Below are 12,978 nucleotides of genomic sequence, written 5' to 3'. Positions count from 1 at the left end.
TATAGATTGGCAGCATAAAAATATCGCCAACCGTTATCAGGCTGGCGATAGAAAAATTTATTATTTTTTATTGTCCTCTTGACGGGTAGCACACCAAAATTATCGTGATAGTCTCTTCCTTATATTCTTTTTACTGATTGGGACGATCCAAGGTGAAATTACCTAACTTGCTGCCACGAAATTCATTAAGAATAATACGTCTTGCTTTTTCATAATCAATTAAACCGCCACTACGTAGACAACCACGGCGCGCTCCGATTAGGCCTAATAACTCAGTAGAGTCTTCAGGTAATGGAGAAGACAAATTATATCTTTCAATTAAACGATCACTATAATTCTCACGTAAGAATAGTAACAGCTTTGACATGGCTGTTTCGACATCATAGATATCATCATTGATAGCACCTGTCATCGCTAGTTTAAATCCAACTTCGGGATCCTCAAATTTGGGCCATAAAACACCCGGTGTGTCTAAGAGCTCCAGATTTTTTCCGATAGTAATCCATTGTTTACCTCGAGTAACGCCTGGTTTATCAGCAGTACGTACTGCTTTTGTCCCCAATAAACGATTAATCAACGAAGATTTACCTACATTAGGAATACCTAGAATCATCGCTCGAACTGCTCGTGGATTAACACCTTTTGCTACTAATTTGGCTGCTTTTGCACTGCCTAATTGTTCCACTTGGCTAACCAATGCTTTAGTACCTTTTCCTGTCATAGAATCTATGGTGACCACTTGCAGGCCTTGTACATGAAAAGTATCTACCCATTGTTTGGTCCATTCCGGTTCAGCCAAATCGATCTTATTTAAGGCTACCACTCTTGGTTTGCCTTCTAAAATTTGATGAATTACCGGATTGGCACTACTTACGGGAATACGAGCATCTAACAATTCAATGACTACGTCAACTAATTTTAGATTTGCCTGAATCATACGCAGGGCTTTTGTCATATGACCAGGGAACCAATTAATATTCAAATTATCCATTATTATCACTCTCTATAACGCTATTTTCTTCTTCAGTTATGTGTAAAACCATTATGCAGCTATGGGAGAGTTTTTAATTGATCAATCGGCCAAAATATCATAACCGCTTTTCCCTTTATCATTTCCAGAGGTACAAAACCAACATCACGGAAACGACTATCCTCCGAATTGTTACGATTGTCCCCCATAACAAAGACATGTCCTGCAGGCACGGTAGCCAGAGGGTAGGATCCACGGGTTTTTTCTAAAATATAAGTTTCATTCAATAATTGACCATTTAAAAATACACGGCCTTCTTTTATTTCAATAGTATCACCAGCTACCGCAATTACCCTCTTAATAAAATCACGACTTGGGTCTTTAGGATAGCGAAATACTAATACATCACCTTTTTCAGGTGCTTTAAAGCGATAAATGAATTTATTCACTACTAATCTCTCACTGTTTACCAGCGTAGGACGCATAGAAGGACCTTCGACCATATAGAGCTCAACGATAAAATAGCGAATAAAAAACGCTAATACGACAGCAATAAGTATCGAGACTATCCAATCTTTTACCTCTTCGCCTAAATTAGTATTACTCATGATTAATCCTCCTTCGTAAATGAAGAAAAGGGACTGAAAACAGTCCCAAACAAAAGCTACCGTCTTTCTTTAATACGAGCTGCTTTACCTTTGAGTTTACGCAGATAGTATAATTTTGCACGGCGTACGATACCTTTACGTACTACTTCAATTTTTTCCAAACGTGGAGAATGTACAGGGAAAGTACGTTCTACACCGATGTTGTAAGAAACACGTCTAACTGTGAAAGTTTCCCGGATACCGCCATTATTTCTGGCAATAACAACACCTTCAAACAATTGAATACGCTCACGGGTACCCTCAACAACTTTAACATGGACTCGTACAGTATCTCCCGGTTTAAAAGCCGGAATATCCTGACGTAATTGTTCTTGTTCTAATGCTTGAATCATATTCATATCTATTTTTCCTCCTTATCCTAGACGTTCATGCCAATCCACTATTACATTGTGCAGAGGACCGTCCGTCACACCTTAAAAATTATAACATACCAATACTATAAACTCAAGCAGATTATAAGGTTATAGTATATATTATGATTCCCACCATTTCTCACCTAATAATCGATCCAAAATAATCGCCACTGCCGCTCTTACTGGCAAGTGATTATAATCACCAGGGCCATAAATAGGTTCTAATGTAAAATCAAACTTTTCCATTACAGACTTTTCAATCCCCCAGCCAGTACCAAATAAAATGAGATAAGGGCGGTCTGCCAGTTCAATCTGCTTCCGCATTTTCTTATAAGATATGGTATTGGGAAATGTACGGGCATCAGTAGTAATAATAAACGGTTTTACACCTTCAGACTCCGTAATGTATTCTACAGCACTTTGAATATCAGTCTTAATATCTAAAACACGAAACGCTTCACGACGATCAGGATTATATTCACCACCATAACCATGCTGCCAGTAATCCATAATCTCTTGTGCTAACATCGTTTGGCTTTCATGTGGATGGATAATAAAATATTTTTTTATATCATAGGTTCGTGAAGTACGCGCAATGTCATGAATATCAAAATTAGTAATGGCCGTAGTAATAATTTCATCGTTTTTATTATATATAGGATGATGTACCAAGCCGAGATAAATTGGTAAAGCCATATTAGTCTCCAGTCTGCTCAGCTATGATTTCCGCTAATAATTTAGCATCATCTGGGCTTAACTCTTTATTTTTCAACAACTCTGGTCTACGTTCAAGAGTATTTTTTAGCGCTTGTTTATTACGCCATCTCTTAATTTTTGCATGATCCCCTGATAATAATACCTCAGGAGCTACCATTCCTTCAAAATCCCGTGGACGAGTATATTGAGGATATTCTAGCAAACCATTATAAAAAGAATCTTGGGGAGCTGAGCTACTAGATCCAAGCACACCTGGTAACATTCTAGCTACTGAATCAACAATTACCATCGCTGGCAATTCTCCACCAGTCAATACATAATCACCAATGGATATGCTTTCATCAACTAAGTGCAATCGTACTCGCTCATCAATTCCCTCATAATGTCCGCATAATAAAATAAGTTGCTCATAGCCAGCTAATTCTTTAACTTTTTCTTGGTCCAGTCTATAGCCCCCTGGACACATTAGAATCACTCGTCGATTGGTGATATTACTTGAGGTAATGATATTTTCCACGGATCGAAAGATGGGATCTGGCTTCATTACCATACCCGCTCCTCCACCGAAAGGATAGTCATCAACAATATTGTGTTTATTAAAAGCAAAATCACGAGGATTTGTTACATTAATCTTTAATACATCAGCTTCTTGTGCTCGTTTTAATATACTATGTCCCAAAGGACCAGTAAACATTTCAGGAAATAAAGAAACAATGTCAATCTGCATCGCTTTCCCATACTTCCTGTAATTTTACAATCATTTTTCCATCTGGGATATTAATTTTTAAGACAACTGTTTTTAATGCTGGAATTAGTAACGGCTTTTTATCTTTTTGCTCAACAATGTATACATCATTACTACCTGTTTCCAAAACATCTGTAACTTTTCCCAGGTATTCATCTTCTTCCGTAAACACTTCTAAACCAACAATATCAAAGATATAATAATGTCCCGTAGGTAACGGAACTAAATCCTTATGCTCTATTTGGATTAGTTTACCTCGTAAATGCTCTATTGCATTTCGATCATTCATATCACGAAATTTCAATAAAACAAATTGTTGATGATATCTGACACTTTCAATTGGTAAATTCGTTCCATCATCAAGCTGTGCACTTTTCAGTTCACGAAATCGCTCAGGAAAATCGGTAAGCGGCATAACACGAACTTCACCACGCACTCCTTGAGGAGCAATAATTTTCCCAATAACTATCATATTATCATTCATAATGATTAGTTTCTAAAAGCGATAACTTTGCCATCTTCTAGCAAAATTTCAGCATTCATATATGTATGTAAGTCATCGCCTACTTTTACAGTCACGATTTGTTCTAAAGTTCCTTGAGAAATTTCTGCACCAAGTTCTAATTGAGCTGTTTCTTTTAGTTTCTCCGTCATATGATTTTTAAATTCAAGACGTTTTTGTGTTTCACCATCAATTTGTTGCCGAAGTGCAGTCAGTCCTTGAGCATCTTGCTTTGCTTGTTCACTCATCATACGTTTTGCATGAAATTCAATCTGTTGTAGTTCTACATCAGCCTTGCGGATATTTTCTTGAATTTCAGCAGCTAGGTTCTTTTTAAGCTGTTCTGTAACTTTAGCTTTAATCGTGACTGGACATTTTAACGTAATACTATCCATGTGTGCTCACTCTCCTAATGTTGTTGGAAAAGGCTCATCTGCAATGCTACGCTGAAGAAATGTATTTTACTACACAGTACTTCTATACGCAACTTGCATCTGAACCTTTTCTAATAGTTTGTATCATTTAATAGTGTAATTATACATATTAAATGATTTCTATCATTATTTTCTTATTTTCACGAGTAGCGGCAGCTTTGACAACAGTACGCATTGCTTTAGCAATACGTCCCTGCTTGCCAATCACTTTCCCCATATCTTCAGGGGCTACATGCAACTCATAAATAGTGGTATCAGCATCGACAGACTCTGTGACACTCACTTGTTCCTGATTTTTAACTAACGCTTTGGCGATAACCCCAACTAATGTTTTCATAGTTCATTACGCCTCTTTCTTCGTACGCTTTAGTTCATCCCATTTTTTCATAATACCAGCTTTGCTGAAAAGAGCTTTAACGGTATCAGTAGGTTGCGCACCTTTTTGCATCCAACTGATGGCTTTATCTTCATCAATTTTAACAATTGCAGGTTCAACAGTGGAATCATAATGTCCTAAAGTTTCGATAGAACGTCCATCACGAGGAGCACGAGAATCAGCCACAACTACACGGTAGAAAGGGTTTTTCTTCGCACCCATACGCATTAAACGAATTTTTACTGCCACAAAAATCACCTCCTTCATAGAATATCCATTTTTTAATTATTTCATAAAGGGTAATTTAAAACCACCAAAAGATTTTTTACCACTTTTCTGCATATCTTGAAAACGCTTCATCATTTTTTTTGCTTCCGCAAATTGTTTGAGTAATTTATTGACATCTTGCACTCTAGTGCCACTCCCCATAGCAATACGCTTACGACGACTGCCATTTATAAGCGAAGCGTCGCGTCGTTCTTTCTTAGTCATCGAACGTATAATAGCTTCCGTACGTGTCAATTCTTTCTCATCAATTTCAACATCTTTTAATTTTTTCAAATCACCCATGCCAGGTAACATACCCAATATTTGGTCTAAAGGACCTAGCTTACGCACTTGCTGTAATTGGCTTAAAAAATCATCTAAGTTAAAATCATCTTTACGTAACTTCTTTTCCATCTCTTTGGCTTGTTCCAAATCAATGGAAGTACCAGCCTTTTCGATTAAGCTAAGGACATCCCCCATCCCTAAGATACGTGATGCCATACGATCTGGATGAAAGATTTCAAGAGCATCTAATTTTTCGCCCATACCCGTAAATTTAATTGGACAGCCGGTAACAGCTTTAATGGATAATGCTGCGCCACCACGAGCATCCCCATCTAGTTTAGTAAGAATCACACCATCTAATCCTAAATCCTTATTAAAAGACTCTGCTACTGTAACAGAGTCTTGCCCTGTCATAGCATCCACTACTAATAAGATTTCATGTGGCTTTACTTTTGTTTTGATTGATTTTAATTCCTGCATTAAATCTTCATTAATGTGTAAACGACCAGCAGTATCAATAATCACTGTATCTCTAGCATAAGAAGTGGCATATTCAATTGCTTTTTGTGCAATCAACACCGCATCTTTGCATTCGTCCACCGTAAAGACAGGTATATCCAATTGTCCGCCTAAAACTTGCAATTGTTTTATAGCAGCAGGACGGTATATATCCGCAGCTACTAATAAAGGTCGTTTGCTTTGCTTTTTAAGTAAGTGAGCTAATTTACCTGCGGTAGTTGTCTTACCAGCACCTTGTAACCCAACAAGCATAATGATCGTCGGAGGGCGTGAAGAAACCGTAATGCGGCTTTGCGTACCACCCATAAGAGCGGTCAGTTCATCATTAACTATTTTTACTACAAATTGGGCAGGTGTTAGGCTTTGCATCACTTCTTGCCCAATTGCTTTTTCTTTTATATTCGCGATAAAATCCTTAACAACTTTAAAGTTAACATCGGCCTCTAATAAAGCCATTCGTACTTCACGCATTGCCTCATTAATATCTGTTTCCGATAACTTACCTTTACCCCGTAGTTTCTTAAACGTTTCTTGTAACTTGTCGGCTAACCCTTCAAAAACCATACTACACCTCTTTTGAATAGTCTAATAAACAATTCAATTCTTGTAGTGCCAAACGTAACGTAGGTACTTGCTGTACTTCTTTTGGCAACTCATGCATCAATTCATATATATGTTGTATAGCCTGTTGTTCACGTTGGTGTTTTTCAACAAACTTAAGTTTTTCTTCATATTCTGTAAGCACCTGTTCTGCTCGCTTTAAAATATCATGGACTGCTTGTCTTGTTACCCCTAATTCATCAGCAATTTCAGCCAGTGATAAATCATTTAGGTGATGCATTTCTATAGCAAGCTGTTGTTTCTTAGTCAACAAAGCACCATAAAAATCAAATAATAAAATAATACGCAATATTTTATCTAACAGTTTTTATCACCTCTTGCCTGACAAGGGAAAATACTTTACAGACCATATTATAAAATAAAATGTATTTGCTGTCAAGTATTTTTACTTGTCACCAAATAATGCCTCTGCAAATTCCTGCGGCACGAAAGGCCGTAAGTCACCGACGCCTTCTCCTACTCCAATCCATTTTACAGGTACATTCAGCTCAGACTTAATCGCAATGACTACTCCGCCTTTTGCAGTACCATCTAGCTTAGTGAGTACAATTCCTGTCAATGGTATTGCTTCTCCAAATAGTTTTGCTTGATTAATAGCATTTTGCCCCGTTGTTGCATCCAAGACTAGCAGGGTTTCATGAGGAGCATCAGGAATCTCACGGCTGGTTATACGTCCGATTTTTTTTAATTCTTCCATTAAATTCGATTTTGTATGTAGTCTTCCAGCTGTATCAATAATAACAATATCAGCTTTCTTAGCTCTAGCGGATTGCACTGCGTCAAAAGCCACCGCAGCAGGATCAGAACCTTCCTTATGCTTAATGATTTCAGAACCCGTTCTCGTTCCCCATATTTCTAACTGATCAATAGCAGCTGCACGAAAGGTATCCGCTGCTGCCAATATTACTTTATACCCCTGCTCTTTATAATATTGACCTAACTTTCCTATCGTCGTCGTCTTACCTACACCATTCACACCAACAACAACAATTACAGTAGGAGGAGCAGCAGCAAGTTTGATCTCATTACTATCTTCTGTCAGCATTTCGCTGATTTTATTTTGTAAAAAAGGTTTTAAATCCTCAGGACCATTAATATCTTTACTCTTGATACCTTTTTTGATATCAGTCATTAATTTGGCAGTTGTATGCACACCTACATCCGCCGATAATAATACGGCCTCCAAATCATCAAGAAACTCATCATCAATAGTTGCATATCCAACCACCAATTGTTCAATCTTCTCCGTGAAATTCTTTCTAGTCTTTTCTAAACCAGCTTTTAATTTTCCAAAAAAACCCATATTATATTCCTCCAGTTCAACTACTTTATTTCATCTGTTAATTTAACAGAAACTAAACGTGATATACCTGATTGTTCCATCGTAATTCCATGTATAATATCAGCAGCCTCCATTGTCCCCTTGCGATGAGTAACAACGATGAATTGAGTATGGCGAGCATAATCACGTAAGAACTCACGTAATCGATCGATATTTGCTTCATCTAGAGGTGCATCGATTTCATCTACCACAATAAATGGAGCAGGACGATAAGCTAAGAAAGAAAATAACAGAGCAATCACCGTAAGAGCTCGTTCACCGCCTGATAGTAATATTAAGTTCTGCATTTTTTTCCCGGGTGGCTGTACGCTAATTTCTATACCTGTATGTAGAATATTATCAGGGTCAACTAATTTTAATTGAGCTTGTCCACCCCCAAACAAACGAGAAAAAATATCGCAAAAATGTTCATTAATTTTTGTAAAAGCGATTAAAAATTTAGTTGACATTGTTTTGTCAATATCGGCAATAATCGAGGCCAAGTATTCTTTAGCAGATGTTAAATCTTGAAATTGATTTTTAAGAAAATCACATCGTTCTTGTAAACGAATATAATCTTCTACTGCGCCATGATTTACTGGCCCTAGTATCATAAGTTCTTTTTCTAAGTTTTTTATTAACTTGCTAATAGAATCTAAGCTTTCAGTACGGCAAAGTTCTTTTGCCTGATCGATCGTAAGGCAAAACTGTTGCTCTAGCTGTTCTAAAGAGCGTGTAACTTCAAAACTATATTTAGTTGCCAAAAGTTCACTCTCATGTAGACGAGTTTGTACTTCATGGTGGTTACGCCTCAAATCTTTTAGTTCTTTTTCCAGGTTTTGCATTTCTACCAATAAATTAAGCTTTATTCCATAGTGATTTTTATGATGTTGCTCATAGTTGATCTTTTCTTCTGTGAGTGTTTTAAATTTTGAAGAGGTATCAGATAACTCTTGACTGGACTGTAATATTTGCGCTGCAATGTCAGTGCGTTCTGCAAACAACTGTTGAAGCTGCTCTTGTAGTAATTGCTTAGCTTGTTCTGATTGCTCACAATTGGCAACAAACCCAGCAATTTCTTGCTGCACTGCTGTAATGTCAATTTTAAGATCAGTGAGACTCGTCTGCAATATATCTTTTGAAGCTTGCAACTCTTTACATTTTTGCTGTTCTAGCGCAATTGTCTGCTTGTGCTGGCCATCACGGTTTTCTAAAGAAACAATCCTTGCTTTACACTGAGATAAAGTGACCTCTAACTGTTCTTTTTCTCGTGAGCATGCAGCTCTATCATTATTAATAGTAGTAATTGCTAAAGTGATCCGCTTTATATCAAATTGCATTTTATCAGTATGAACCGTAATTTCAGCTTGACGAACATCCATCTGCTGACGCTGTTCTTGAATCGCAGCCAGCTCATAATTAATATTTTGTACCTCAGCTCTAACGTTTATTACCTTTTCTTGCATTGCCTCGAAACTATTTCGTCCCTCATCTAATTTTAACTTAATGGCAGTGATTTCATTATTACGCCCTAAAAAACTAGTTTCTCGCTTACCCGTGCTGCCACCTGTCATCGAACCACCTGGATTTAATACTTCGCCGTCTAATGTAACGATTTTTACCGAAAAGCCGGATTGTTTAGCGATGGTAAGAGCAATCTCAACGTCTTTTGCTATAATCGTACGTCCCAATAAAAACTCAATTACTTTGCGATAACGTGAATCACAAGTTACAAGATCAGCAGCAAATCCTAATGAGCCATTCATTTTAGCAGCAGCTATTTCTGTATCTCTAGGTTTAAAAGGTTTAATCGTATTTAAAGGTAAAAAGGTAGCTCGTCCTAAGCGCTCCGTTTTTAGAAAATGCATGGCCTCTTTAGCGATGTCGGAATTCTCCGTAATAATGTGTTGTAGCGCCCCACCTAATGCAATTTCAATGGCCGTAACATATTCATCAGGCACTGTAATCGTTTGCGCCACTGCACCACAAATCCCTCTATGCCAAGGAGCGTCACTTTTCAGAATACTTTTTATTCCACGAGCAAAGCCTTCATAGTCATTTTGCATGTTCGATAAAATTTTGAACCGGGATTGTAATTCGTTTACCTGTCTAGTCAATTGTTGTTCTTGATGCAAGAATTGTTGTAAGGTATCCTCAGTATTTTTTTTCTTGATTTGCAAGGCGTTATTTTCTTGATTTAATTGTGTAATCTTAACTTGTATTGCCTCTTGCTCTGCCAAGAGAGATGTATATGCTGATTCTGCTTGCTGTAACTGGGTCTGGTAACCCTGATATTCTTGATCAAAGTTAAGTTCCCGAGTTTCGATTCTTACAATATCATTTTTAATTGTCACAAGTTTATTTCGTTCTTCAACAATTTCTTGTAAAAATGTAAGAGTTTTGTCTTTACTAGATTCTAACTGCTTTTCTGCTTGTTCTAAACTGGTAACTATATTTTGATAGAGCACATTTTTGTCAATTAAGATTTGTTGCAGATTCTCTGTGAACTTTTTTTTCTCAATTAGAATTTCATTTACTTCACTATATTTTTTCTCAAGTTCATTTTTTTGTTTTCCGACACGGATTTCTTCATCACTTATACGCTCTTGATTACGTTTTCCTTGACTGATTCGTTCTTCTAGTACAGCAACCTTACCATGAATTCTTTCTAGTTCTGTTTCTGCCTCATTTATAAAAGTCGTATAAGAAGTAAGTTTTTCTTCTACTTGTATTAACTCAGTTGCCAATTTCTCTTTATCAGTTTCTTTTAAATTCAAATTTGTACTTACAGTAAGTTCATTTTCTGTTAAATGCTCTTTCTGCAAGTTGGCACTTTCTATTATTTTCTCAGACTTGTCTAATGTGCTAAGCAGTAATGTCACTTGACAAGATGTTAGTTCGGTCTTAAGAGTATTATACTGCTTTGTCTTTTCAGCACTTTCTCTAAGTGGAACAAGTTGATCTTCAATTTCATTTGTAATATCGGACACTCGAATGAGATTTTGAGTAGTATCTTCTAATTTGCGCATTGCATCTTTTTTTCGTTGTTTGTACTTGGAAATACCAGCTGATTCTTCAAATAATAAACGCCGCTCTTCTGGCTTGCTATTTAAAACTTCATCGACTTTATTTTGTCCAATGACAGTCATCGCATCCCTGCCTAGACCTGTATCAGCCAATAATTCATATATGTCTTTTAAACGGCATGCTGCTTTATTGATGAAATATTCACTATCACCAGATCGGAAGACTCGCCTAGTAATGATAACTTCACTAAAATCTAAGGGTAGGGTACCATCACTGTTATCAAAAATTACGGATACTTCAGCTGCACCTAAAGGTCTGCGACCTAAGCTACCAGAAAATATTACATCTTCCATTTTTGTGCTGCGTAGATTGCGAACACTTTGTTCACCAAGAACCCAACGAATCGCATCGGAAATATTACTTTTTCCGCTGCCATTTGGACCTACAATAGCAGTAATACCATTGCCAAATTCTATTTCTGTTTTATCTGCAAAAGATTTAAACCCATATGCTTCAAGCCTACGTAACAGCAAACTAAATCACCACACAATATTATTATATCTAACTTTAGAATTTTACCATGCGTTGGTTGTTTATACAATAAACTTAAGTAAAAAACCTGCTTGCTGAGCAAACAGGCATATTTACGAAATTAAAAAGCTATATTAATTTCAACTTCGATTAGGTCCCTGATTACGCTTAGGAATTTAGCACTAAAATCAATTGTTACCTGGGTTCCACAATAAAACGAATCGCAGTGCGCTGTTCACCATCAATAATGATTTCGGCAAAGGCAGGAATTGCAATTAGATTAATACCATTGGGTGCAACAAATCCACGAGAAATTGCAATTGCTTTGATGGCTTGATTCACTGCGCCGGCACCTACTGCTTGGACTTCCGCAGAACCTTTTTCTCTTAACACTGCAGCTAAGGCACCTGCTACCGATTTAGGATTTGACTGTGCAGATACTTTGAGCACATCCATTAGCTAACCTCCTTTTGGTATCAGGACGTATTACAATACATGATATTCTCTGGATTTTCCAGAAATACCTTTTTTTATAATTTAAATAAAAAATATCATTTTTTTATTAAGTACATAATATAGATTGTTATACTCAAATCCTATTTCATCCTTATTATGACCATCTTGTTTTAGAATAAGATGGTCAATACCATAGATACGCTTTACTTGTTTTATATTTTGATTAGAAATGCCTCTAATTTTAGAAGTATCACGAGAATGATGATGGATAATGATAGGATCATTCTTGTCCATAGAAAGAATCGACTCTATGAAATGGGCTAGCATGCAATAAAAAATATAGGAATCTACCATTTCTCCAAATGCAGGATGATAGGGGCCAGCCAATACAATATTGCCTTTGTCCAAATCTTCTGTTGCTTGCAAGCCAGTACGAATCGTTAATATCCCCTGCTGTTCAAAAAATAATTTTAAATAGGCGCTACGAATAATTCCTGCTGATAAAGATAAAGCCTTATAACTTCCATCATCATACCTAGTAGCCAGTTGAGTATTGGCAATGACTAAAGTAGGGTAAATACGCACAAAGTCTGGAACAAGCTTAATAACACCATATGCAGTATGAATCAAACTGTTCCAATCTTCTAAAGGTAAACCTGGCATTAATTGAATGCCGCAGGTTATATTCATTTTTTTTATAAGGTTCATTGCCTGAAATACATGTAGTGCATTATGCCCCCGAGCGCTCGCCTCCAATACAGTATTATCCAAAGATTGCACTCCTAATTCGATGATAGATACTCCAAACTTTTTAAGATTTTCCAAAATCCTATGTGTAATACAATCCGGACGGGTTGAAAGACGAATCCCATGAATTTTCTTGTTTATTAAAGCTGTATATGCTGGTTCTAATAATTCTGACTGCATACTAAGAGGCAAGGCAGTAAAACTGCCACCATAAAAGGCCACTTCGATGTGCCTTTTTTCTGTGATTCTTGCCAAATGTTCATCAATGATAGCCTGTACTTCCTGATGCCTTACAGGAGTATCTCTACCCGTAATTTTTCGTTGATTACAAAAAATACAACTATGTTTACAACCATAATGTGGAATAAATATAGGTATAATATAATGTCTCATAAACACTCCTTCGCTATTTTCCAAGTCAAGACTCAATCAATTTCTA

15 protein-coding genes are annotated in these 12,978 nt (G+C 36.8%); all 15 read right to left on the bottom strand.

Features of this window, described 5'->3' with window-relative positions; translation table 11 throughout:
• Positions 1 to 130 precede the first annotated feature (130 nt).
• Positions 131 to 991: a ribosome biogenesis GTPase YlqF gene (gene ylqF / locus LMF89_RS06990; RefSeq protein WP_007952930.1), complete on the bottom strand. Its 861-nt coding sequence runs from the start codon at positions 989 to 991 to the stop codon at positions 131 to 133.
• A 59-nt stretch (positions 992 to 1,050) separates the two neighbouring features.
• Positions 1,051 to 1,578, bottom strand: a complete 528-nt coding sequence (lepB, locus tag LMF89_RS06985; RefSeq protein ID WP_007952932.1) for a signal peptidase I — start codon at positions 1,576 to 1,578, stop codon at positions 1,051 to 1,053.
• 56 nt (positions 1,579 to 1,634) lie between these two features.
• Positions 1,635 to 1,976, bottom strand: a complete 342-nt coding sequence (rplS, locus tag LMF89_RS06980) for a 50S ribosomal protein L19 (RefSeq protein WP_007952934.1) — start codon at positions 1,974 to 1,976, stop codon at positions 1,635 to 1,637.
• Between the two features lie 135 nt (positions 1,977 to 2,111).
• The gene (locus LMF89_RS06975) at positions 2,112 to 2,687 is read right to left on the bottom strand and encodes an RNA methyltransferase (protein WP_007952936.1); all 576 of its coding nucleotides are present in this window, start codon (positions 2,685 to 2,687) and stop codon (positions 2,112 to 2,114) included.
• A gap of 1 nt (position 2,688) precedes the next feature.
• On the bottom strand, positions 2,689 to 3,435 hold the full coding sequence (trmD, locus tag LMF89_RS06970; RefSeq protein ID WP_007952938.1) for a tRNA (guanosine(37)-N1)-methyltransferase TrmD: 747 nt from the start codon (positions 3,433 to 3,435) through the stop codon (positions 2,689 to 2,691).
• Positions 3,425 to 3,937, bottom strand: coding sequence for a ribosome maturation factor RimM (gene rimM, locus LMF89_RS06965; protein WP_007952940.1), 513 nt, complete (start codon positions 3,935 to 3,937; stop codon positions 3,425 to 3,427). The genes trmD and rimM overlap by 11 nt, the downstream gene beginning before the upstream one ends.
• 5 nt (positions 3,938 to 3,942) lie before the next feature.
• A complete protein-coding gene (locus LMF89_RS06960) occupies positions 3,943 to 4,350 on the bottom strand; it encodes a YlqD family protein (protein ID WP_007952942.1) in 408 nt (135 codons plus the stop codon).
• 148 nt (positions 4,351 to 4,498) lie between these two features.
• Positions 4,499 to 4,726 carry a KH domain-containing protein gene (locus LMF89_RS06955; RefSeq protein ID WP_007934558.1) on the bottom strand — a complete coding sequence of 76 codons (228 nt, stop codon included), beginning with the start codon at positions 4,724 to 4,726 and terminating at the stop codon, positions 4,499 to 4,501.
• A gap of 6 nt (positions 4,727 to 4,732) precedes the next feature.
• The gene (gene rpsP / locus LMF89_RS06950) at positions 4,733 to 5,014 is read right to left on the bottom strand and encodes a 30S ribosomal protein S16 (protein WP_007934559.1); all 282 of its coding nucleotides are present in this window, start codon (positions 5,012 to 5,014) and stop codon (positions 4,733 to 4,735) included.
• A 36-nt stretch (positions 5,015 to 5,050) separates the two neighbouring features.
• On the bottom strand, positions 5,051 to 6,400 hold the full coding sequence (gene ffh, locus LMF89_RS06945; protein ID WP_007952945.1) for a signal recognition particle protein: 1,350 nt from the start codon (positions 6,398 to 6,400) through the stop codon (positions 5,051 to 5,053).
• A 1-nt stretch (position 6,401) separates the two neighbouring features.
• Entirely contained in the window at positions 6,402 to 6,746 is a 345-nt protein-coding gene (gene ylxM / locus LMF89_RS06940; protein WP_007952947.1) for a YlxM family DNA-binding protein, read from the bottom strand.
• Positions 6,747 to 6,842: 96 nt separating this feature from the next.
• Positions 6,843 to 7,760 carry a signal recognition particle-docking protein FtsY gene (gene ftsY, locus LMF89_RS06935; RefSeq protein ID WP_229534465.1) on the bottom strand — a complete coding sequence of 306 codons (918 nt, stop codon included), beginning with the start codon at positions 7,758 to 7,760 and terminating at the stop codon, positions 6,843 to 6,845.
• 20 nt (positions 7,761 to 7,780) lie between these two features.
• The gene (gene smc, locus LMF89_RS06930) at positions 7,781 to 11,338 is read right to left on the bottom strand and encodes a chromosome segregation protein SMC (RefSeq protein WP_229534464.1); all 3,558 of its coding nucleotides are present in this window, start codon (positions 11,336 to 11,338) and stop codon (positions 7,781 to 7,783) included.
• Positions 11,339 to 11,531: 193 nt separating this feature from the next.
• Positions 11,532 to 11,792, bottom strand: a complete 261-nt coding sequence (locus LMF89_RS06925; protein WP_007934571.1) for a stage V sporulation protein S — start codon at positions 11,790 to 11,792, stop codon at positions 11,532 to 11,534.
• An 81-nt stretch (positions 11,793 to 11,873) separates the two neighbouring features.
• Entirely contained in the window at positions 11,874 to 12,932 is a 1,059-nt protein-coding gene (locus LMF89_RS06920; protein ID WP_229534463.1) for an elongator complex protein 3, read from the bottom strand.
• Positions 12,933 to 12,978: the final 46 nt, after the last annotated feature.

The sequence above is a fragment of the Pelosinus baikalensis genome (assembly GCF_020819555.1).
Taxonomy (GTDB): domain Bacteria; phylum Bacillota; class Negativicutes; order DSM-13327; family DSM-13327; genus Pelosinus; species Pelosinus baikalensis.
Note: the sequence above shows the minus strand (reverse complement) of the source record. Positions and strands in the feature narration are given on the sequence as shown.

Excerpts from the sequence above, each read along its gene's own strand:
- ylqF (WP_007952930.1), bottom strand. The coding sequence starts at position 991 with ATGGATAATTTGAATATTAATTGGTTCCCTGGTCATATGACAAAAGCC.
- lepB (WP_007952932.1), bottom strand. The coding sequence starts at position 1,578 with ATGAGTAATACTAATTTAGGCGAAGAGGTAAAAGATTGGATAGTCTCG.
- rplS (WP_007952934.1), bottom strand. The coding sequence starts at position 1,976 with ATGAATATGATTCAAGCATTAGAACAAGAACAATTACGTCAGGATATT.
- LMF89_RS06975 (WP_007952936.1), bottom strand. The coding sequence starts at position 2,687 with ATGGCTTTACCAATTTATCTCGGCTTGGTACATCATCCTATATATAAT.
- trmD (WP_007952938.1), bottom strand. The coding sequence starts at position 3,435 with ATGCAGATTGACATTGTTTCTTTATTTCCTGAAATGTTTACTGGTCCT.
- rimM (WP_007952940.1), bottom strand. The coding sequence starts at position 3,937 with ATGAATGATAATATGATAGTTATTGGGAAAATTATTGCTCCTCAAGGA.
- LMF89_RS06960 (WP_007952942.1), bottom strand. The coding sequence starts at position 4,350 with ATGGATAGTATTACGTTAAAATGTCCAGTCACGATTAAAGCTAAAGTT.
- LMF89_RS06955 (WP_007934558.1), bottom strand. The coding sequence starts at position 4,726 with ATGAAAACATTAGTTGGGGTTATCGCCAAAGCGTTAGTTAAAAATCAG.
- ffh (WP_007952945.1), bottom strand. The coding sequence starts at position 6,400 with ATGGTTTTTGAAGGGTTAGCCGACAAGTTACAAGAAACGTTTAAGAAA.
- ftsY (WP_229534465.1), bottom strand. The coding sequence starts at position 7,760 with ATGGGTTTTTTTGGAAAATTAAAAGCTGGTTTAGAAAAGACTAGAAAG.
- LMF89_RS06925 (WP_007934571.1), bottom strand. The coding sequence starts at position 11,792 with ATGGATGTGCTCAAAGTATCTGCACAGTCAAATCCTAAATCGGTAGCA.
- LMF89_RS06920 (WP_229534463.1), bottom strand. The coding sequence starts at position 12,932 with ATGAGACATTATATTATACCTATATTTATTCCACATTATGGTTGTAAA.